The organism is Mucilaginibacter sp. OK283, from assembly GCF_900110415.1.
Classification (GTDB): Bacteria; Bacteroidota; Bacteroidia; order Sphingobacteriales; family Sphingobacteriaceae; genus Mucilaginibacter.
Window position 1 is genome coordinate 25,508 of the sequence record NZ_FODR01000011.1, and the last position, 22,419, is coordinate 47,926.

General features: G+C 42.8%; 13 protein-coding genes. 8 read left to right on the top strand and 5 right to left on the bottom strand.

Annotated features, from left to right (window positions below; translation table 11 throughout):
* The first annotated feature begins 7 nt into the window (after nt 1-7).
* The 5 genes from BMX56_RS22190 to BMX56_RS22210 all read left to right on the top strand — a co-directional run bounded on the left by BMX56_RS22190 (nt 8) and on the right by BMX56_RS22210 (nt 8,045).
* Nucleotides 8-1,660 carry a RagB/SusD family nutrient uptake outer membrane protein gene (locus tag BMX56_RS22190; RefSeq protein ID WP_177183883.1) on the top strand — a complete coding sequence of 551 codons (1,653 nt, stop codon included), beginning with the start codon at nt 8-10 and terminating at the stop codon, nt 1,658-1,660.
* Between the two features lie 75 nt (nt 1,661-1,735).
* A complete protein-coding gene (locus tag BMX56_RS22195; RefSeq protein WP_090651889.1) occupies nt 1,736-2,746 on the top strand; it encodes a winged helix-turn-helix domain-containing protein in 1,011 nt (336 codons plus the stop codon).
* Nucleotides 2,747-2,754: 8 nt separating this feature from the next.
* Nucleotides 2,755-4,353: a solute:sodium symporter family transporter gene (locus tag BMX56_RS22200; RefSeq protein WP_090651890.1), complete on the top strand. Its 1,599-nt coding sequence runs from the start codon at nt 2,755-2,757 to the stop codon at nt 4,351-4,353.
* 156 nt (nt 4,354-4,509) lie between these two features.
* The gene (locus BMX56_RS22205; RefSeq protein ID WP_090651891.1) at nt 4,510-5,955 is read left to right on the top strand and encodes a trehalase family glycosidase; all 1,446 of its coding nucleotides are present in this window, start codon (nt 4,510-4,512) and stop codon (nt 5,953-5,955) included.
* A gap of 29 nt (nt 5,956-5,984) precedes the next feature.
* Nucleotides 5,985-8,045 carry a hypothetical protein gene (locus BMX56_RS22210; protein ID WP_090651892.1) on the top strand — a complete coding sequence of 687 codons (2,061 nt, stop codon included), beginning with the start codon at nt 5,985-5,987 and terminating at the stop codon, nt 8,043-8,045.
* A 170-nt stretch (nt 8,046-8,215) separates the two neighbouring features.
* Here the strand turns inward: BMX56_RS22210 and BMX56_RS22215 are convergent, their stop codons facing one another.
* The 3 genes from BMX56_RS22215 to BMX56_RS22230 form a co-directional block, all read right to left on the bottom strand.
* Nucleotides 8,216-9,892, bottom strand: a complete 1,677-nt coding sequence (locus tag BMX56_RS22215; protein WP_090651893.1) for a lectin — start codon at nt 9,890-9,892, stop codon at nt 8,216-8,218.
* 720 nt (nt 9,893-10,612) lie between these two features.
* On the bottom strand, nt 10,613-12,952 hold the full coding sequence (locus BMX56_RS22225) for a beta-galactosidase (RefSeq protein WP_090651895.1): 2,340 nt from the start codon (nt 12,950-12,952) through the stop codon (nt 10,613-10,615).
* Nucleotides 12,953-13,054: 102 nt separating this feature from the next.
* Nucleotides 13,055-14,437: an alpha-L-fucosidase gene (locus tag BMX56_RS22230; RefSeq protein ID WP_090651896.1), complete on the bottom strand. Its 1,383-nt coding sequence runs from the start codon at nt 14,435-14,437 to the stop codon at nt 13,055-13,057.
* A 94-nt stretch (nt 14,438-14,531) separates the two neighbouring features.
* Between BMX56_RS22230 and BMX56_RS22235 the strand changes: the two genes are divergently transcribed.
* The 3 genes from BMX56_RS22235 to BMX56_RS22245 are packed head-to-tail and all read left to right on the top strand — an operon-like array spanning nt 14,532 to nt 19,680.
* A complete protein-coding gene (locus BMX56_RS22235) occupies nt 14,532-16,808 on the top strand; it encodes an alpha-N-acetylglucosaminidase (protein WP_218152468.1) in 2,277 nt (758 codons plus the stop codon).
* Between the two features lie 39 nt (nt 16,809-16,847).
* On the top strand, nt 16,848-18,218 hold the full coding sequence (locus tag BMX56_RS22240; protein WP_090651897.1) for an alpha-L-fucosidase: 1,371 nt from the start codon (nt 16,848-16,850) through the stop codon (nt 18,216-18,218).
* A 37-nt stretch (nt 18,219-18,255) separates the two neighbouring features.
* Nucleotides 18,256-19,680, top strand: coding sequence for an alpha-L-fucosidase (locus BMX56_RS22245; protein WP_090651898.1), 1,425 nt, complete (start codon nt 18,256-18,258; stop codon nt 19,678-19,680).
* 10 nt (nt 19,681-19,690) lie between these two features.
* Here BMX56_RS22245 and BMX56_RS22250 read toward each other — a convergent pair whose 3' ends face one another.
* Together BMX56_RS22250 and BMX56_RS22255 are read right to left on the bottom strand one after the other, a co-directional pair.
* On the bottom strand, nt 19,691-20,725 hold the full coding sequence (locus BMX56_RS22250) for a LacI family DNA-binding transcriptional regulator (RefSeq protein WP_090651899.1): 1,035 nt from the start codon (nt 20,723-20,725) through the stop codon (nt 19,691-19,693).
* A 158-nt stretch (nt 20,726-20,883) separates the two neighbouring features.
* On the bottom strand, nt 20,884-22,398 hold the full coding sequence (locus BMX56_RS22255; RefSeq protein ID WP_090651900.1) for a right-handed parallel beta-helix repeat-containing protein: 1,515 nt from the start codon (nt 22,396-22,398) through the stop codon (nt 20,884-20,886).
* Between the last annotated feature and the right edge of the window lie 21 nt (nt 22,399-22,419).

Here is a 22,419-nt window from a genome sequence, read left to right on the forward strand (position 1 = left end):
TTACGCAATGAAAAAAACAGTCAATATATTCAGTTTAGTACTGCTGCTGTGTACAGGCATCTCCTGTAAAAAAGTACTCGACTTGCAGCCAACCAGCTCCTTTTCAACCAATACCGTTTGGACGGATCCCGCGCTTATCCAGGTATTTGTTAACCAGATATATAAAGAATCGGTATTTGCGTTTAAAGATGGCGGCTTTGGATGGGGCTCGCAAACAGATGAGTTGTACAGTAACTTTAACTGGTGCCATGAAAATACCTACGTGCTGGGGCAGGCTACTCCAGATAACCAGGGCAGCTCTTTCCCTTTAAATTACAGTTCTACCCTTAATTATTGGACAACTTTGTACAGCACCATCCAAAAAACCAACCAGTTTTTTCAAAATGTGGTACAGGCAGATACCGTGGGCCATGGTGCACAGCTCAACAATATGAAAGGTGAAGTTCACTTTTTAAGAGCGCTATGTTATTTTGAGTTGTTAAAACGTTTCGGCGGTGTACCGTTGATCACCAAAGTTTACACGGCTAATGATAATACCTTTAATGAGTCGCGGGCTACCTGGGACCAGACCAGAGATTTTATCCTGACCGATATTGCCGCCGCAGCTGCCATACTTCCAAAAAGCTACAGCAGTACCGATAATTATGGCAAGGCCACCCTGGGTGCTGCGCTCGCGCTTAAATCGCGCCTGTTGCTGTATGCGGCAAGCCCTACTTATAACACAGGCAATGATGCAGGCAGGTGGCAGGCTGCTTCCGATGCGGCAAAGGCAGTTATCGATCTGGGCCAATATTCGTTGCACGGCAATTCCTCAACCTATAACACCATTTTTACCGATTTTTTTAACAGCGAAGTAATATTTTCAAGGGTATTCAACGCAACCGTTCAGGAAGACAGGTACAACACGCTTTACCGGGATCTTAGCCCGAATGGCTATAACGGTTATAGCGCTTATAACGTACTGGAGCAAATGGTGGAAGACTTTGACATGGCCGACGGAACGCCGTTTAACTGGGCTACCAGCGGTGCTAACCCCTACCAGAACAGGGATCCACGGTTTTATGCAGACATCCTGTTTAACGGATCGCCTTTTCAGGGGCGTGGCGCACAGTTTTATGAAGGCGGCCTCGATTCAAAGGAAAGTCCTTTATCTCCCTGGAATGCTTCAAAAACAGGGTATACCATGCGAAAAATGGTTGATGAAAGCTATAATTTTAATATTCAGCCGTATAGCGCCTGCCAGTGGGTATCGTTCCGCCTGGCCGAAATTTATTTAAATTACGCAGAGGCACAAGCTGCGCTTGGCAACAGCGGGCAGGCGTTACTTTACCTGAATAAGATAAGGGACAGGGCCGGGATGCCGGCGATTACCGCTACGGGCGCCGCTTTAACAGACGCCATCCGCCATGAAAGACGAATAGAACTGTGTTTTGAAGGCCACCGTTACTTTGACCTGCGCCGCTGGGGCATGGCCGAAATTGGTTCAAAGGATGGCTTGGGCATTACTATTACGCCAACCTCGCCTGCCAATACTTCCTTTACCTATAAGGTAGTTACCATGCAAAAAAGAACATGGGTGCCCAGTTTTTATTACTATCCTATTCCCCGCAAGGAGATACAGATTAACCCTAACCTAAAACAAAACCCCAATTACAACTAAAACACAATACCAGTAAAAAAGGCAGCAAAGCAGCTGCCTTTTTTTGCTTACTTTGCCTAAAACTACACGCACTCAATGGATAGAATTTTCGAAGAAATAAGGAAGCTGGCCGAAATCCCATCTTACTCAAAGCACGACCGCTTTGTACAGGGAATTATTAATTCTATAGATGAAAAAATAATTGGCCAGGACGAAATGCTGCCATCCGTAAACCGGCTGATTAAAGAGCTTGGTTTTTCAAGGGAAACCATTGTGAAAGGCTATAAAGATTTAATTAGCCGCGGAATTGTGGAAGCGAAGAACCGTTTGGGTTATTTTGTAGGCAATGGCAATACGGGGCAAACTTTAAACGTAGCCTTGCTGATGTATAACCTGGATACCTTTGAAGAGCAGTTTTACCGAAACTTCAGGCATGAACTCGGCGAAAATGTGCAGCTGACTCCTTATTTCCATCACGGTAATATCGAAATATTTGAAACGATCCTGCTACAAATAAAAGGCAAATACGGCATGTACGTAGTTGCTCCTATTCCTCACCCCAAAACAAAAGAATTATTGGAGACCATCCCCCGCAATAAATTCCTGATGTTTGACCGCTTTGAACAATTGGACGGCGACTTTAACCACATTACCCAGGAGTTTGGGGATGCATCTTACGCTGTTTTTTCAAAGCTCGCACCGAAAATAAAACAGTTTGATGAATTTATATTTTATCATTCGGCAAATTCATTAGATCCGAAAGAGATTGTAGATTCATTTAAAAAGTTTCTGAAAGAATTTAGTATCAAAGGCCGGATAGAGGAAGAATATCTTCCGGGTTCGGTTGAAAAAGGTAAAGTATATTTTACGCTGGATAACTTTGCCTTATGGCAAATTATGCGCGATTGTAAAACCCAAAAACTTAAGCCGGGTAAAGACCTGGGTGTGTTATCACATAATGATGAGCCCGCTAAAGAGATCATCGGTATCACCACCTTTTCTGCTGATTTCTCGAACATGGGAAAAATGGCCGGCCATGCTGTTTTATCAAAAGAAAAAATACAGCTTACCGTTCCTATGAACCTGTTTGAGAGGCATACGCTTTAGGCTTTGTTATGAGCGCCAGCATGATCATCGGCTTTCTATTTTTTACCGGGATAGTGGCTTTTGCTTTCTGGTACAAATCTGGCAAAACCAAGGTCAGTACATTAAATGGCCTCTTTTTTGCCAACAGGAGCCTTGGTTTTTTAATGGTTGGCGGCGGCCTGTTGTTTACTAACATCAACACAGCATCAATTATTGGCGAAAACGAACTTACCTACACCAATAACATGACGGTTATGGCTTGGGGAGTGAGTTCGGTATTAGCCATGCTGCTGGTATCAGAATTTATTATGCCACTGTATATTAAAATGGGTATAGCAACCACGCCCGATTTTTTGACCGCAAGGTATGGGGGCGGCGTTGGCAAATTGGTTTCGGTTATATTTTTGGTCAGCTACGTATTCAACCTGCTCCCATCAGTATTATATGCCGGGGCCGTGGCCTTTAACGGTTTATTTCACTTTTCGGACGTTTGGAAAATAGAATACTCAACGGTTATCCTGATCCTGGTTTGGATCATGGGAACAATCGGCTGCCTTTTTTCTATGCTGGGTGGCTTAAGGGCAATTACCAAACTGGATATCCTGCTTGGGATTGGCTTTTTTACCTGCGGAATCCTGCTGCCATTCTTCGGGTTAAAATATATAGGCCATGGCGATATCCGGGCAGGTTTACACCAGGTGCTTACTGTGCATAAGGAGCATTTGAATAGTATTGGCTCGCCATCAGATGCTATCCCTTTTGGCACATTGTTCACCGGCATGCTACTGGTCAATCTTTACTACTGGGGTACCGAGCAATATATTATCCAGCAGGTGCTTGCCTCAAAAGATCTTAAAACTTCGCAAAAAGGCTTGGCCGTAGCCTCTCTAGGAAAACTGATCTCGCCCCTGCTTTTAAATATACCCGGTATTATAGCAGTGCATGTTTTTTCGAAAATGCATAATACTGCCGAAGTTTTTCCGCGGCTGGACAGCCTGGTATCCCCTCCTTTTATTGCTGGCTTTATTGCCGCTGTGATATTTATTGCCGCCCTTACCACTTTTAATGCGGGCCTTAACAGTTCCAGTACATTGTTTATGCTGAATATTTATAAGCCCTGGCTACAGAAGAATTCGAAACAGGTACCCGAAAAAAAGCTATTAAGAACAGCCAAGCAATTTGAAATTGTGGTTTGCCTGGCAGCCATGTTTATAGCGCCACTTATCCTGTTTGTAAAAAACGGCTTTTATACTTACGTGCAAATAGTTAACGGCTTTTTTAACGTGCCCATATTTACCATTATGTTCATGGGCTTTGTTACAACCAAGGTCCCGGCAATTGCGGCTAAAACAGGGCTGATCTTTTTTATTGTATGCTATGCCCTTTCGCAGTTAGTTTTTGATACGCATATCCATTTTCTCCATATCCTGGCCATTTTATTTGTGGTTACCTGTGGTACTATGCTGGTTATTGGCAAATTGTACCCCATGCCCGTTCCGTATACACTGAAGCTTGATAATGCGGTAGATATAAAGCCCTGGAAAAACCGGCATTATTATACCGTGATATTGCTTGTACTTATGATTGCATTATTTGTTCTTTTTTCACCGCTTATTCTTGCAAAATAATTTTGGCACTATAAAAATATTTAATAATTTTATAGAATAGAACAGAATAGAATTTTTCCAAACAGGCGGAGTTTTATTCGATGATCAAATGGCGATCATACAAGTTCAAATTTAGTTTACCAATTCACTTAACCTGATAATTATAACTTACACAACATGGTTTTGCTTAAACACAAAGCGGCTTTGCTTTTATTTCTTTTGATTGGCTACAAAACTATTGCCCAGGAAAAGGAGGTCACTTTTAACTCATCTGATAAAGAACTTGTGCAGTCATTCAACTGGGCCAAGGAAACAGCATTACATTATAAAGGCGCTGATACCGACCCAGTAGGCCCCTGGTATGAATCTGCCCTGCCGCCCAGATCAGCATTTTGTATGCGCGATGTATCTCACCAATGCATCGGTGCCGAGATATTAGGATTGAGTCGCCAAAATATCAATATGTTTAACCTCTTTGCAGCTAATATATCCCAGTCAAAAGATTGGTGTACCTATTGGGAAATTAACAAATGGGCAAAGCCGGCACCAGATGATTACCGGAACGACAAGGAATTTTGGTATAACCTGCCTGCCAATTTCGATATTTTAAATGCAAGCTGGCGGATGTACCTTTGGACCGGCGACAGTTATTATATTGATGCTCCTGCTTTTGTCAATTTCCAACAAAAAACGGTAAAAAAATATATAGACGCCTGGGTACTTTCACCAGACTCTTTGCTCACAAGGCCCACCCATCCTAATGCACCGCTGCCTTATAACGAAAACGATTCTTTTCACAGATGCCGCGGGTTACCTTCTTACTCCGAAGGCGTGCCGAATTTAAAAACCGGGGTCGACCTGGTTGCAGCCTTGTACCGGGGAATGTTTACCTATTCGGAAATTTTGACAACAAAAGGAAAGCTTAAAGAAGCGGCACTTTATGAGCAAAAGGCACAACAGTACCGGAAACACCTGGAAGCCGACTGGTGGAACGAAAAAGATAATCAGTACTACACCTATTACAGCAACAACAACCAATTTGGTATGCAGGAAGGAGAAACCTTTCTGCTTTGGTTTGATGCTTTGAAAGATACTGTAAGAACAAATAAAACCATTAAGCGTGTAGCTGCCTCGAGGTGGAATGTTGAAAACATGTCCTACTACCCTTACCTGCTTTATAAATTTGGTGAATGGGAAAAAGCAAGGGAATATATCGTATTCCTATCTAACCCATCAACAGCAAGGCGTGAATATCCCGAAGTATCTTATGGTATAATTGAAGGAGTTGTGCAGGGCTTAATGGGTATTGCTCCCGATGCGCGAACCAAAACGCTGGGTACCATTTACAAAACTAACAGTACAGGCAACGCTTCCGTTGATCACTTATCTCTTTTAAACACCAGTATCAGTTTGGCACATGTAAACAGGCAACAATCAACCATTACTAATACAGGGAACCAGTCATTTAAATGGAAAGCGATGTTTTATGGTGCATTTAAACGGGCTAATATTAATGGAAATGCTGTTATCTTAAAAAAAGGGGCTGATGACCAAAACAGGGTGATATCTTTTGTTGAAACAACCATAACTCCTGGTCAGAAAGTAAACGTTAAAGTGTATTAATCTTATCGCAATTTCCATCGTCCATCTTTATGAAATTTTCAAAAAAATTGTTTTTTTCAATTTTAGCTATCCTGTTTGCTCATTTAACAATCTATGCACAGCAACAAAATTTACCGGTACAAAATGACAGGTGGACCATCCAAAAAAACGGCGCCATATCCTGGAAAATAGATAGCAGGCTTCCGCATGCAGACAATATCGAAATGTCAGGCGAAAAAGTTTCCCTTTGGGTTGGCTACCGGGTAGATACGCCTGGTTTAGCTAATGTTACCCGCACGGTGGTTTTCCCTACCTTCAGGATGCTGCCCGATGATACCCGAAGCCATATAGCACACACCTTTCAGGATAATGAACTGCCCCATATCTATATCGATAATAAACTGCTGACAATCAATAATGCCACCCAGGGTGTAGCGGCCGATGATATATCCCTGAAGGTGAAAACCATTAGCCAGCGCGGTATTATGCGCATATCCGCGCAAGCCGGGAACACCAGGCTGGTAGATATTGAGCGGAGCCTGTTTCCATCGATAGATAAACCATTAGCCATAGAAAGATTTAAGCTGACCAACGTTAGCAATAAGCCGGTAACCGTTTCGATGGAAAAGTTAAAACGGGAGATAACAACAGACCCGCTTACCAGCAAATCATCGCCACATACCGTCATCATTAAATCGGTTAATGACGGTAACCATGTATTGCAGCCCGGTAAATCTTTCAGCTTTTCGATTTGCTTTCTCGCCACCGACCATCCTGATGCCCTACCGCCAGTGAATCCTGATCTGGAAGAAAAAGCCAGGGAAAAACGGATAGCAGAAATCGTGAAACCCCTGCAGCTACAAACCCCGGATAGCATACTAAATACCGAATTTGCCTTTGCCAAAATACGCGCTACAGAAAGCATTTTTAAAACCAAAAGCGGTTATATGCACGGGCCGGGCGGCCTATCCTACTACGCAGCTATCTGGGCCAATGACCAGGCAGAATACGTTAGCCCATATTTTGCTTTTTCGGGCGATAAGATAGGAAACTTATCGGCCATGAATTGTTACCGGTTATTTGCCCGGTATATGAATCCGCAGTATAAACCGATACCAAGCTCCATAGTTGCCGAAGGCGATACTACCTGGAATGGTGCTGGCGACCGCGGCGACCAGGCCATGATTGCCTATGGCGCATCAAGATACGCCCTTACTTATGGAAACATTGATTCGGCCAAAAAGCTGTGGCCCTTAATAACCTGGTGCCTGGAATACAGCCGCAGGCACATTAACCAGCAAGGCGTAGTAACATCCGATGCAGATGAGCTGGAAGGGCGGTTTCCTGCCGGCAAGGCCAATTTATCTACCAACTGCTTATATTATGATGCATTGATCTCCGCTGCTTTTCTTAGCGAACAACTTCATCTGCCAAACAAAATAGCTGCCGGCTATAACCAGGAGGCTGCCCGGTTAAAAACAAATATTGAGCAATACTTCGGGGCAACGGTTGATAATTACAAAACATACAGGTATTATGAAACTAACAATAAATTACGCGCCTGGATCTGCATGCCCCTGGCCATGGGAATTTTTGACCGAAGCAAAGGCACCATCGATGCACTATTTTCTCCACAGCTATGGACAGCCGATGGTTTAGCTACCGAACAGGGAAAAGATACTTTCTGGGATCGCTCTACCCTATATGCTTTACGGGGAGTTTTACAGGCTGGTGAAACAGGTAAAGCACTTACATTTTTACATTATTATTCGCGAAGAAGGCTTTTAGGCGAGCACGTTCCCTACCCCGTTGAAGCCTACCCCGAAGGCAATCAAAGGCACCTATCGGCCGAAAGCGGCTTGTATTGCCGGATTTTCATTGAAGGGCTATTCGGGATCAGACCCACCGGATTAAATAACTTTAACTGTACCCCCAGGTTGCCCAAAAATTGGAAAAAGATGGCTTTAAATAATATTCATGCTTTTGGTGCCGAATTTGATTTAAAGGTTACTGAGCGAAGCGACGGCAAAGTTGCAATATCTATTCTAAAAGGGATAAACAAGCGTACCTACATTATTCAAAACGGAGAAACTGCACATATCCAAATATAGTTTGCTTGTGTGGATAATACGATTCCACCAACCACCTATTCCGGAAAGTAAAAGATCAACAATTATAAAGCGAAAAATGCTGGTCAGTTGAAAAACAGATAGGCTACCATTAAAATGACCGGCTATTAATAAGCCGGCCATTTCAAAAAGTTTAATCCCGATCTGGTTGTTTATTGATTTACCCGAAACGATTCATAAGTCTGGGCAGCGGTGCGATTACAGGTCATGGCCTGCGTACCGTTTTCGCTCGAAACAAATTTGGCGTTGTTTCCTCTTAGCGAAAATGTGCCATTCCCATTGTTTACCCAATCAAATTGTTCCCATGCCCCAATCGACGTTCGGTTGCAATTTATTGCCTGGGTACCATTTTCAGAAGATACATATTTACCCTGGCTCATCAGGGCTACCTTACCTCCCCCGGCATCAACAATGGTAAACTGCTCCCAGCCCTGGGCGGTAGCACGGTTGCAATTCATCGCCTGGGTACCGTTTTCGCTGCTTACATAAAGGTTATTATTTCCCTTAATGGTAATTGTTTGCCCTATTGGCGCAGGAACACTGCCCGATACAACCGGTAGCGTAGGGCGCGTGGATGTAAGCCCAATCTGGCCTTTCAGCATCCTGCCACCATCGCCTGTAAGGCGCAAATAATAATCTGCAGAACAGGCTGTACCATCTTCATCCAACGAGAAAAAGCCCAAACCAGCGGGTGTGTAGGCCGACGTCTCGGTAGTTTTGGCAATCTGGTTACCCTCATTATATTCATCAAACATGGAAATATAAATACCCTGGGCGCCCAGTCTTACCATGTTATAAAATTGCCTCCACATAAAATCACCGTGTACTCTTTGGTGTTTTTGCAAATCTCCCGGCAAAACACATGGCTGGTAATCAATACCGTTAGCATTACAATAAGCCTGGTCCCCAACATTATGGTCGGTGTAGAAACCATCGGCTTCCGAGGTATTTGAAATCTTCCCAATCATCCAGGGCGAGATCATGTTCAGTGCATTATAAGTTGCTAAAAAGTCGGGCCTTACCTCGGTGCTATTTGTATCGCGCCAGTAAGCAGATACGCCGCCAATTATATAACAACCCTGGGCTTTAAACCAGTTAATAACATCAAGACATACGGCTGCCGACCAGGGGTGATTATTATCATTAAAACCGAAACCCCATATACACACAACGGGCTTGCCATTTTGTTTAGCGTAAGCCGATGATGAGGTATAGGCGGCCATTTTGTTGGTCCAATCTGTTTTAATTTCAGATTGCATGTTTGTCCACCCGCCCACATCATACATAATGTAAAATTTACGGCCATAGGTCTCGGCTGCCGTTTTAACTTTAGCAGTAATAGCATCACGGATTGGCCCTTCCTGTCCGTTGGGGTTAAATCGTTGTAAGGCCGCTCCATCAATATTGTTTTGTTGCATCCATAAAAAATGGGTATTTACTGTTTGATCATTAAACGAAGAGAACAATTTGGCGGGCTGGCCATTGCCCAGGTTGCCAAAGTTGGATGCCGTGTAGGTGCTGGTATATTCACGAACATCGGGCCAGGATATGATACTGGCATTAGTTGGCGTGGGGACACCAAAAGGGTCGCCCGAGGCATAATGCCACCAGGTATTAAGGGGCGAGCCGTCGCCGGGCGCTGCGAACCAGCCCTGGTAGCCTACGATTACTTTGCCAACAACATCGCCGACGGAAGAAGCCGTAGTTTTGAGCTTGGGTATCTTCCCATCCGAAGTTGTAGAAGGGGGACTAAGTTTGTTCTTGGAACAACTGATGATAACAGCTGCGCAAGCCATCATCAAGATAAGATTGGTTTTTTTGAAATTCATAAATAATTGGTATTAAAATTTAATAATTGGTTAAACGACGGACTTGCGTACCAGCTATGGGGGTACAAAGAGTTTCCTTTTCATAGATGCAGATTAATTTGTTTAGCAGATTTGTGAAATTTTCACATGGATAATTGATTGCTTATAAAGTAAAGCGGAGGTAATTAATAAAAGCTTAATTATTGCTTAACGTGCAAATTCGAAAAGCACGACTGGTAACCCGGCGAAATTTAGAGCATCGGGATATGCTCCGCAACTAAGAAGACCTTATTTTGGCAGGGAATTACCGCATCACTAAATGACAGCATGTACCGGCTTAATGGGGATGACAAAGATCAATACATACATTTGCGGCAAAATAGTGCGGGACTCATCTATGACTTTAAACTTAGCCAGCGATGGAAATTGAACCTGATTGCCGGTCATACTTTTTCGCAAAGACTGGAAATATTTAATATGGATCAAAAAGTGCCCTTCGAAGGGTTCTGCAAACTCAATAACCGGGTAGCCAACGTGTCTTATCGTCAGAATTCATTTATATTCCATGGCGGAATCAGTTATGAATTCTGACGAAAGGATACCTTGACTACCCAGAAAGATGGAAAAAGATAATTGTCTTACGTAATAACCCGAAAGTTCGGTCACAGACATATAGCCGGTGAAATAAAGCGACCTTATGATCACTATCTGGCAACAAGTAACGATGCCTTAAAATTGACATTATAAACCATTAAAAAGTTTATCGGCCAAATAAAGTTTAAAATCTTTAATCCTTCCGGTTTCCATATCCTGCCGCGGCAGCATTTTAATACCACTTATGGTTGTTTTACCTCCCAGGTCTATAACAACCTGGTGCGGGTGTTTGGTGGCATTATCCTTCCATTGGGTATGCCAGATACTGGTGTACTGCAGGTCGAACACGTTTTCTGATTTGCCGTCTTCGCCTTTCAGTTCTTCGCTATCGGCATAAACCACTTTCCACAAGCCGCGGGGTATTTGATTTCCGTTCTCATCCAGCAATTCGAGCTCGGCCAATGAGCTAAACTGATCGCCCACAAAGTTGTTTAAAGCTTCCAGGGCAATATAACGACCGCTTTTTATGGGGAACGTAAATGTTTGCCATTTAGTAGAATTTTCCATTACTCCCGAATATAACAAGCTATTCAAATTATTTCCGAACTGTTGCCCGGCTTTACGATGATTGCTGCTCATAGCTTTTATTTCTGTAAGACTATCCAATATTGGTTTATCCAAACCTTGCAGGCGGGCAGCAGATGGCTGGTGCATATCCAATACCACTACTTCATTTTTCCCATTATTTAGCCATACTCCGGGTACATACATGGTTTGGGTTGGCCCAATGTTCCAGTACCGGCCCAGGCAATGCCCGTTTATCCAGGTAACACCTTTTTTAAACCAGCGCATATCCAAATAAAAATCATCCTTGCTTTTTACATTAAAGTATCCTTTGTAAAACGCGGGCTCATTCAACTTAGCTACGGCATTAATTGGTTTATATTTAAATGCAGGGTTGCCTTCGCCCAATGGAATGGAATAATGTTTCCAGCCCTTTAACATCACTTTTTGCCCCCCTGTTATGTTATAAACTTCGCCTTGCAAGCCCTTACGGTCGTGCAGGTAATAACCGTAATTAACCCGCCCCATGGCTTCAACAAAAACCCTGAGCCTGGTACACTTAATAAGTGAAGGAATTTCAATTACATGGTCATTTTTTACCCGGTTTAGTACACCAATAAGTTTATCATCAATAAAAACTTCTGCATAATCATGTACTTCGGTAAAATCCAGTTTACTTTTCGGGCCAGCCGGCAATGTTGTTTCATAAACCATCATTCCGTAACCCTGGTTCAAATCTTCCATAAAAAGTGTGGTATCACTTAATACAGGTTTTCCCAGTTGACTCATTATTGGGGCTACCATGGTAAGATTAAAAGGCTGTATTTTTTGTACCGGTAACGCGGCGGGCACGTCCGTCAATACCTCGCCTGGCTGAAGATACTTTTTAAGCGTGTTACGCAACTCATCATATTTTGCAGTTGCAGAGCCATTTTCGCTTATAGGCGCATCATAATCATAACTCGATGTTTCGGGGGCATAAGGCTGACAGTTTGCGCCTGCCCATAAGCCGAATGATGTGCCGCCATGGATCATATAAATGCTAAAAGACGCCTTATGATCAAGCATCCAGCCAATTTCTTTGATAAGATGATCATTTGAGCCCGTATGGTGCGGCGCGCCCCAGCTGTCAAACCAGCCCGGGTAATATTCGCCGCACATCAGCGGACCGGTGGGCTGTACCTGGCGCAAGGCCTTAAATCCGGCTTCGGGATTATTGCCGAAATTCACGACGGCAAAAATATCTTTCTGAACATCGTTTTTTAGCTGAACAGTGCCATCGCAGGTAAACAAGGGAACGGTAAAGCCTGCCTCCTTTAAATAGTCCCTTATTTTTAAAATGTATTCCTTATCCGTGCCGTAACTTCCATATTCATTTTCAACCTGTACCATTAGTATGGGGCCGCCTTTAGTTATTTGTAAAGGGCTTAACACACGGCCAACTTCTTTTAAATATCGGCGGCAACGTTCCATGTAGTAAGCGTCCTGGGTACGTAATTGAATGTCCTTCTTTTTTAACAGCCACCATGGCAGGCCGCCAAATTCCCACTCGGCACATGAATATGGGCCGGGGCGCAATAAAACATATAAGCCTTCTTCCTGCGCTATTTTACAAAATTCGGCTGCATCAGCCTGCCCTTCCCAGGTAAACTTCCCAGACTCTGTTTCCTGGAAGTTCCAAAACAGGTAAGCGCATACCGCGTTTAAGCCAACAGCTTTCGCCATTTTTAGCCGGTGCCTCCAATACGCCCTGGGTATACGCGCGTAATGCATCTCGCCACAACGAATAACAAAGGGCTTACCGTTCAATATAAATGACTCCGTGCCAATTTTAAACGGCTCGTTAATTTCCTGCTGACCAAAGGCGGATCGGGAACTCAATCCGGCTAATAATAAGAGTAACCAAACAATACTTTTCTTCATTAAAAAAAACAATTTTAAAATCGTGTTATAAATTTATAAGGGGCAATAGCTGTATCACTATTAGCAAAATTTTAAGCCTGTAGCTATTTGATCCAAAATCGGTCAATCCTTTTTTAATTGGAGTGTTATCACAAATGGTTGGCTAAACTTAGCTTCTCCTAAATGCAGGTAATATTCGTTTCCATACGTTTTCTCGATTGTAAATTTTTGAAGGCTATCAGTTAAAAGCGAGTTATCTGCAATACTCGTTTTTTCAGGAAGCTTTAATTTTAATGCTTTTGATACAGGTATATTAAAAACTACCATGTAAAGCTTGTCATCACCCGGCTTTTGTGTAAAATAGCCCCAGTCCTGCTTTTCCAGGCCTGCGTTATCGCAGCCATATATCGCAGCCGAATTGGTTTTCATCCATGCGCCAACCTCTTTGGCCAGGTTTTGCTCATAGGTACGGATAGTACCATCGGGCTGGGGGCCAAAATTGAGTACAAAATTACCACCCATCGCGGTGCAGGTGGCCAGCATTTCTTCTATTTCGTAAGCAGTTTTTGTATGCCCCAACCATATTTTGTGGTATCCCCACTGATTTTCCGGAACGGTCATACAGGCTTCCCAGTCAAAATCAAGGCTTTTTACGTTTGATGGTAAACGACGCTCAAAGCTGCCGTCAAAATCGCCAAAATGCCGTCTTTTATAATCATGATCTACATGTCCCTGCGCATCTGTACGAATGCGGTTATTGAGAATAATACCCGGTTTTAATGCCCGGCAATATTGCTCCAGCTCATAACCCATTTTGTAGTTCTTTTTATACGATGCTTCCCATTGCCCGTCAAACCAAAGGCCTTTAATACCTGGATAAGTGGTTATCAGCTCTTTCAGTTGATTTTTAACGAATGCAAAGTACCGTTCAAAAGCCTTTTGATCATCATCCGATTGTATAACCGACCGGTAATCGGGATGATGCCAGTCAAGGATAGAATAATAGAAATAAACATCAATCCCCTCCTTTTGATAGGCCTTTACAAAAGGCATCAGTAAATCTTTTTTATAAGGTGTTGATGCTATAGAAAAATCTGTAAAGGCACTGGGCCACAGGCAAAATCCCTCGTGATGTTTAGTTGTCAGGATCACATATTTTACACCCATATTTTTAGCAATACGGGCCCATTCTGTTGGGTTATATTTTTGAGGATTAAACTGATGGATGAGTTCGGCATATTCTGCCGCGGAAATGTGCGCATCGGCTTTTAACCATTCAGCAGCACCCGGATAATCTTTACCCTTCCACTGCCCGCCAGGCACGGCATACAAACCCCAATGGATAAATTGCCCGAATCTATTGTCGCGCCATTTTTGCATCGCGGCATCGGTACGCTTGCTCAATATCGTAGCCCCCATCAATGAATCGGCAGAGGTTGTTGTTTGCGCAAATGAAACCACACTTACAACTGTGCAAATGATAAGGCTGATTATGATTTTCTTCATTTTATAAGATGATTTTTAACGATGAAAGGGGCGCCATTTGGTAAAATATGGCCTTTGAGATACAATGGTAGCAAAATAATAATCGAAAAAAATAGTGAAAACTTACGCAACCGTTTGCGCATGCCGCAACAAACGTTTGCGTAAGTTTTATGCAGCAACAGCGCCGGGCTGCGCCTTATTTTCTATTTTAATTTTAGTTAGTTTCGAGGATGTTAACCCTAAAAATCAATATTTTTATATGCGAAAACTAACTTTTCTGCTTGTTCTACTTTTGCCTATACATCTTTTTGCCCAACAATTTGAACCGGTAAAAGCACTGGTTAAAAGGCGTGCTCCCTGGTTAAGTGATCATATTATTTTCAAGACCTTAAAATCTCCCGACTCCGAAATAGCCCAGCTACAAACGGTAAAAAACAAACTGGTGATCAGCGCTTCAGGGCCTAATGCAGCGGCAGTTGGTGTAAACTGGTATTTAAAATATTATTGCCACAGATCCATGTCGCACATGGGCGATAACCTGGCACCTGTGTTTCCGATTCCGGCTGTTGGCAAAAAAGAGACTGTAAAAGCGGAGGCTAAGTATCGTTATGCATTAAATTATTGTACGTATAACTATACCATGAGTTTTTATAGCTGGGCCGATTGGGAACGGGAGCTTGACTGGATGGCGCTAAATGGTGTTAATACGATGCTTACCGTTGAAGGTATGGAAGCGGTATGGCAAAATACATTGAGGAAGATAGGGTATAACGAAAATGAAATTAACAACTTTATAGTTGGCCCCGCTTATACCGCATGGTGGCTGATGGGCAATATTGAAGGCTGGGGCGGGCCGATGCCACAAAGCCAGATTGACAACCGCAAGCTGATTCAGCAAAAAATGATAAAGCGAATGCAGGAACTGGGGATAGAACCTGTGTTGCAGGGCTTTTATGGAATGGTGCCAAGTACGTTAAAAAATAAAAGCAAGGCACACATTATAGACCAGGGTAACTGGGGGGCTTTTAAACGACCCGACATACTTGACCCTACTGACCCTGAATTTAGCCGCGTAGCGGGTATATATTACAGCGAAATGCAGGCATTATATGGTAAAAACATCCATTTTTTTGCAGGCGATCCTTTTCATGAGGGGGGTAAAACCGACGGTATTGATCTGAAAAAGGCCGGGGCAAGCATACAGGCATCAATGCAAAGTTATTATCCGGGCTCGGTATGGGTGTTGCAGGGCTGGCAGGATAACCCTAAACAAGCCATGCTTGATGGTCTTGACAAATCAAAAGTATTAGTACAGGAACTTTTTGGCGAGTTTACCAACAACTGGGAAAAACGTAAAGCCTATGATAACACACCGTTTATATGGTGCAGTGTTAACAATTTTGGCGAACGCCCCGGTGTATACGGCAAATTACAACGCTTTGCCGATGAAATTTACAGGGCCAGGGAAAGCACTTACAGCAATTATCTTAAGGGTGTTGGTATAATGCCCGAAGGCATCAACAATAATCCCCCAGACTATGATTTGATGCTCGAACTGGGCTGGCGCACAGAACATGTTGATACCCGTACCTGGATTAATAATTACGCCAAATACCGTTATGGTGTAAACAATGCGCATACAAGTAATGCCTGGCAGGGCTTTTTACAAACCATTTATCAAAGCCTTCCCGGTTATCAGGAAGGGGCCGGCGAATCTATTTTTTGTGCAAGGCCCGCGCTTAAAGTTAAGTCAATCTCCAGTTGGGGCACGCTTACCCGGAATTATGATACTGTACAATTTGAAAAAGCGGTAAAAGAATTTGCACTGGCTGCACCCGGGCTCATGAATTCGGCTACTTACAAAATAGATCTCATCAACATGGTTAGGCAGGTGCTGTCAAATAAAGGAACTCTTGTTTTTAATGACTTGGTAACAGCTTATAACAACAAGGATTTACCGGCCTTTAACAAGGCAAGTGAAAAGTTTCTGCACATGATAAAATTGACAGACGACTTGCTGAATACAGATGGTTACTTCAGGCTCAACACCTATCTCAAACAATCCATAGCCAACGGAAACACTGCTGAAGAGAAAGCAAATAACTTAAAAAACGCTTTAATGCAGATTACTTATTGGGGAGAAAACATACGTACCGAAGATAACCTGCATGAATATGCCTATAAAGAATGGGCCGGCCTGATAAATAGTTATTACCTGCCCCGCTGGGAAATTTATTTTGATTACCTGCGTGGTAACCTGCAGGGCAAAAACGCTCCCGAGCCCGATTACTTTTCCTGGGAACGCAAATGGGTGGATGAAAACCAGAAGCTAAATCCCGAAAAACCACACAGGCCTTTACAGGAAGTGGTTAACCAAATTTTATCGATGTAAACTTAGTATACCTAATTTAATTCAAACTAACAGACCGCTATGCGTCAACTCAAAAAAACAGTCTTAATTACGTTATTAATATCCCTGGTATTTTCCTCCTCGTATGCCCAAAAGAAAATAGGAACAGAAACACCCGAACAAAAAGCTAAACGCATGGCCTGGTGGACCAACGATCGGTTTGGCATGTTTATTCATTGGGGGCTTTACTCACAAGCCGCAAGGCACGAATGGGTAAAAAGATGGGAACGCATGACCGATAAGCAATACCAGCCTTATTTTGACGAGTTTGACCCGGACTTGTTTAACCCTAAAGAATGGGCAAAAAAAGCCAAAGCAGCCGGAATGAAATATGCCGTACTTACTACCAAACACCACGAAGGGTTTTGCCTGTTTGATTCAAAATACACCGATTATAAAGCCACCAATACCGCAGCTAAACGAGACCTTGTAAGAGAGTTTGTAAATGCATTTAGAGCCGAAGGCATAAAAATAGGTTTCTATTACTCGCTGTTGGATTGGCATCACCCTGATTTTACGGTTGATGTTTTGCACCCATTGCAACCGGCAAGCGAAAAGGACGAGGATTACGATAAGTTGAATAAAGGCCGGGATATGGCCAGGTACCGCACCTACATGCACAACCAGATTAAAGAACTGCTTACCAACTACGGTAAAATTGATATGCTTTGGCTCGATTTTTCATACACCGACATGGGAAAACGTGGTAAAGGCAGTAAAGACTGGGGATCTGTTGAATTGGTTAAAGAAATAAGAAAACTACAGCCCAATATTATAATTGATAATCGCCTTGATATAAACGAATACCAGGACGGATGGGACTACCTGACACCCGAACAGGTAAACTTAACTGAATGGACCCAAAAAAACGATTACAAAACTTATTGGGAAACCTGCCAAACGTTTTCTGGTTCGTGGGGGTATTTCCGTGACGAAAACAGTTGGAAAAGCACCAAACAGTTAATTACGATGCTGATAGAGGCTGTAAGCAAACGCGGTAACCTGCTGTTGAATGTGGGCCCTACTGCACGTGGTTTATTTGATAAACGTGCCAATGAAAGGCTTGACGGAATAGCAGCCTGGATGAAATACAACAGCCGCGCTATTTATGGATGCACCGAAGCACCGGAAATATTTAAAGCCCCTGAACATACCATGCTTACTTACAATGCCAATACCAGGCGTTTGTATATGCATTTGTTGGAGTACCCGGGCAAAACAATCACTTTACCAGGATACAAGGACAAAGTAAAATATATACAGTTTTTGCACGATGCCTCAGAAATTCAAACGGATAGCAAATCAAAAAATGCAGGAAATGACCTTGTGTTAAATCTACCGGAGACCAAACCTGATACCGAGATACCGGTAATTGAATTGATACTGAACTAATGCAATATACCCTGCTATTAAAATATATCCATTTATCATGATCCAAAAATTCATACTTGGCCTCTGCTTGTTGGCTTGTGGCCAGGCGGCGCTCGCGCAAAACGAGCACGAAATGTCCACTACGTACCAGGCTCCTAAAGACTCCCTGGTACGGAAAAAGCTTGCCCAATGGCAGGACCAAAAATTTGGTTTGTTTATGCACTGGGGCACCTACAGCCAATGGGGCGTGGCAGAAAGCTGGACTATTTGTCCCGATGACTGGGTTACACGTACCGGCCCCTATAGTGCTGATTATTTCACCTATAAAAAAGCCTATGAAAACCTGCAAACCACGTTTAACCCTATAAATTTTAACCCCGAAAAATGGGCTAAAGCCGCAAAAGCGGCGGGCATGAATTACATGGTGTTTACAACCAAACACCACGATGGCTTTAGCATGTTTGACACCAAACAAACGGATTATAAAATTACGGACACCAAAACCCCTTTCTCGAAAAATCCGCGTAGCAATGTGACGAAAGAAATATTTGACGCCTTCCGCAAAGATAATTTTATGATCGGGGCATATTTCTCCAAACCAGATTGGCACAACCAAAACTATTGGTGGTCGTACTTTCCCCCTAAAGACCACAATGTTAATTATTCCCCGCAACGCTACCCCGAACGCTGGCAAAAATTTAAAGATTTTACTTATAACCAGATTGAAGAATTGATGACGGGCTATGGCAAAGTAGATATTTTATGGCTCGATGGAGGCTGGGTAAGGCCCTTGCCAACAAATGATAACGATCCGCAGCACTATAACCAGGATCTTGATATGGCCAAAATAGCCAAAATGGGACGTAGCCATCAGCCAGGCCTTATTATGGTAGACAGAACAGTTGCCGGCGAATTTGAAAACTATACCACCCCAGAACAGGAAGTACCGGATAAACCTTTATCGTACCCATGGGAAACATGTATGACCATTGGTAAATATTGGAGTTACGTGCCGGATGATGAATTTAAACCCAGTCGGCAACTGGTGCAAACATTGATAAAAATAGTTTCGCGCGGCGGTAACCTGCTGCTTAATATAGCACCGGGACCTGACGGCGACTGGAATCCGGTTGCCTATCAAAGATTGCAGGATATTGCGGATTGGATGAAAATTAACGGGAAGGGTATTTATGGTTCAGAGCCGGTAGCCCCCTACTCTGCCGGGAATATTTATTTTACTAAATCGAAGACCACGAAAACGTTATATGCTTTTTGGCTGTCTGAAAAAGATATGGTAAACCTACCGTCCAACGTAAGTTTTCCGGTAAATAACATTAAACAAGTTAAAAAAGTAAGCTTGCTGGGCAGTGTTCAAAAACTGAAATGGGATTATAAAAACGGACTGTTAAGCATTAAAACACCTGATGCTTTACAAAAAAGTACCGCTTTAAAGTATAGCGGCACTTTTGTATTGGAATATTAAAAAATGGGGCTTATGCTATAAAATTAACCGGGTGAGATATCATATTTGAATCAAATACAACCCGGTGAAAGCCAGGGATTGATGGAGTTTCTTTAGCACGGTCGTCAATTAACTTGAAAAGTATTTCTGCAGCTTTTACGCCCTGCTCTTTAGGGAACTGTTCGATAGATGCGAGCGGCGAATTATCCGTAAAACTCCAGATAGGCGAATTGGCAAAACTAATAAAGCTGATATCGCGATTGACTACCAAATTGTGGGTTTTTACCTGCCCCATTGCATCCCGGGCCACATAATCGTTAAAAGTGATGACGGCTGTGGGCCTTTCCGCCAATGAAATAAGCTCGTCCATGGCCTGCTGATTTCGCTCACGCGATAGGTCTGAATACACAACAAACTCTGGCTTTATGTCAATTTGATGATCGCTAAGCCCTTTTTGATAAGCCTCCAAACGTTCTTTACTTGCTGCTAACTGCCATGGGCCATTAATTAACCCAATATTGCGGTGCCCTTTTGCTATTAAACACTCAATGGCCTGTAACATTCCCGATTGGAGGTTACAAGCCGAATAATGTATATCTTCCATGTCGGGTATACGATCAACAAATACGATGGGGATATTATATTTTTTCAATTGGTTAAACACTTCATAATCGGTAGTATTTTTACTTATAGATATAATGATGCCATCTAACCGGTGATTCCTCATAGTTTGCAGGATTCCTTTTTCTTTATCGGGGTTTTCTAATGACTGCCCGATAAAAACATTGTAGTTTTTTTTACTCGCATAATCTTCAATGCCGCTAAGAGCCAAAGAAAAAAAAGCATCAGAAAAATCAGGAAGAATAACACCGATAGTGAATGTTTTTCGTTGCTTAAAAAAAACCGCGGTTTGATTACGCTCATAATTTAATTCGTTTGCTACCTTATTAACCCTCATGGTTGTTACCAGGCCAATACTGGGGTGCCCATGAAGGGCCCGGGATACCGTTGATGCATTTACTTTTAAGCGTTTAGCTATCTCTTTAATTGTCGGGATCTTTTCCATTTGATAAACGAGATTAAAACAATGGGTATTTATTATCTATTAGTCTTAGTCCAAAAAAATCGTTGAAGTCAAATAATTAAAGGGTTAACGTCACCCGTGTATTGTTCTATAATTGCAAAACCAAAGCCGTATGCGTAACCTGCATATACAACTAATGGTTATTGATAAGCACCTTTGCTTATTTGCTGATTAACAATACGCGCGTTGCCATCAAAATCTGTATTACCATTAACAACATCTGATATAACCTGCCCGCTATTTTTTGCAGTAGAAGATGATTGCAAACGAAGATTGAGGCCGGATGTATTTATGAATAAAGGATCGGCACCAGTTGTAGAATTAGCATCTCCGCCACTGGCGGCCTTCCAGGCATTGTAATCGGTGTAGGATACGCCGTTCCAGGTCCACTGTGCGGCACCCGTGGTATAATACAGATTGTAATCAATAACGTTTCCGGATCCTTTAGCCGTGTACTTATGAACAAACATATCTGATGCACCTCCATAAATAACATTGTTCTTAATCACATTATTAGTGCAATCTTCCCTGATACTAATTTCCCCTTCTATTTCACCAAAAGCGCCTAATGCCTGATTATTATTGTATAAGGTGTTATTTACAATGAATGAGTTACTTGTTCCCGCGCCGGTATAATTCAAATACCCCCCCATGTAAATACCCGAGCACCAACAGTTGTATACCAGGTTGTTCCTTATGGTAACGTGATCAGTAGGAAATCCATTTGTTTCGCTTACGGCGCCAATCCCCCTATCTGTAACAGATACCCTGTTCTTTTCTACTACCACGTTTCTGCCGCCATCTACATAAATACCTATAGCGCCATGCCCGCCAAGCGGCCCTCTTTTGCTTTCAATATTATACAGGGTGTTACCGCTGATGACCCCGTTTCGCGCATAATTAAGTGCAGGGTCGGCATTGGCAGCGTAACCGCCGGCAGCATCAATACCAATATTTTGCGCGTTATAGATGGTATTGTTTGTAATGGCGAACCCGTCAACATACCCATTAACAGTCAGATTTTCGCCGTATCCGGTTTTACAATCATGTATGGTGTTCCCGGTAACGGTAATATTAGTTACCGGATCGGACGTGTTCCCGATAATTAAAATGGCGTTGCCTCCGCCGTTCAGCGGCAGCTGGGTATAATCAATACCATATATAGTGTTGTTCTTTATGGTGATGTAGTCAGATCCGCCCTCAACCATAATGGCTTTAGGATCGCCGGTAGATGTTTTAAAATTGCGTATTTCAAATCCATCAACCACAATAAACTTAGCTTTATCAATGGTTACCAGCGCCTCGCGGCCATTAACGCTAAAAGCGCTGCCGTCAATAACCGGTTTCTCGCCACGGTAGGCTTTCAATGTAATATACTTATCCATTACTCCCGACTTGGGGAATACCACTTTTTCACTATACGTCCCACTTCTTACAATTACTGTATCGCCGGGGATGGTATGGCTTAGCGCGTTATTAATGGTCTGAAAAGGCGCATCAATCGTTCCCTTATTCGATTCTAATCCGTTGGCAGATACATAATAAACATGAGCATTGCCAGAAGGTGTTACTACTGCTGCACCGTTTTTTTTACTGCAACCAAATACCTGCGCAGCAAAGCCAAGCATTAAAAAAATATTGATATTACGTTTCATTGCCGTTCGTTTTAAATTAAA

Coding starts and splice junctions, on each gene's coding strand:
- BMX56_RS22245 (WP_090651898.1), top strand. CDS start 18,256: ATGATCCAAAAATTCATACTTGGCCTCTGCTTGTTGGCTTGTGGCCAG.
- BMX56_RS22240 (WP_090651897.1), top strand. CDS start 16,848: ATGCGTCAACTCAAAAAAACAGTCTTAATTACGTTATTAATATCCCTG.
- BMX56_RS22215 (WP_090651893.1), bottom strand. CDS start 9,892: ATGAATTTCAAAAAAACCAATCTTATCTTGATGATGGCTTGCGCAGCT.
- BMX56_RS22210 (WP_090651892.1), top strand. CDS start 5,985: ATGAAATTTTCAAAAAAATTGTTTTTTTCAATTTTAGCTATCCTGTTT.
- BMX56_RS22225 (WP_090651895.1), bottom strand. CDS start 12,952: ATGAAGAAAAGTATTGTTTGGTTACTCTTATTATTAGCCGGATTGAGT.
- BMX56_RS22190 (WP_177183883.1), top strand. CDS start 8: ATGAAAAAAACAGTCAATATATTCAGTTTAGTACTGCTGCTGTGTACA.
- BMX56_RS22255 (WP_090651900.1), bottom strand. CDS start 22,398: ATGAAACGTAATATCAATATTTTTTTAATGCTTGGCTTTGCTGCGCAG.
- BMX56_RS22195 (WP_090651889.1), top strand. CDS start 1,736: ATGGATAGAATTTTCGAAGAAATAAGGAAGCTGGCCGAAATCCCATCT.
- BMX56_RS22205 (WP_090651891.1), top strand. CDS start 4,510: ATGGTTTTGCTTAAACACAAAGCGGCTTTGCTTTTATTTCTTTTGATT.
- BMX56_RS22230 (WP_090651896.1), bottom strand. CDS start 14,437: ATGAAGAAAATCATAATCAGCCTTATCATTTGCACAGTTGTAAGTGTG.
- BMX56_RS22250 (WP_090651899.1), bottom strand. CDS start 20,725: ATGGAAAAGATCCCGACAATTAAAGAGATAGCTAAACGCTTAAAAGTA.
- BMX56_RS22200 (WP_090651890.1), top strand. CDS start 2,755: ATGAGCGCCAGCATGATCATCGGCTTTCTATTTTTTACCGGGATAGTG.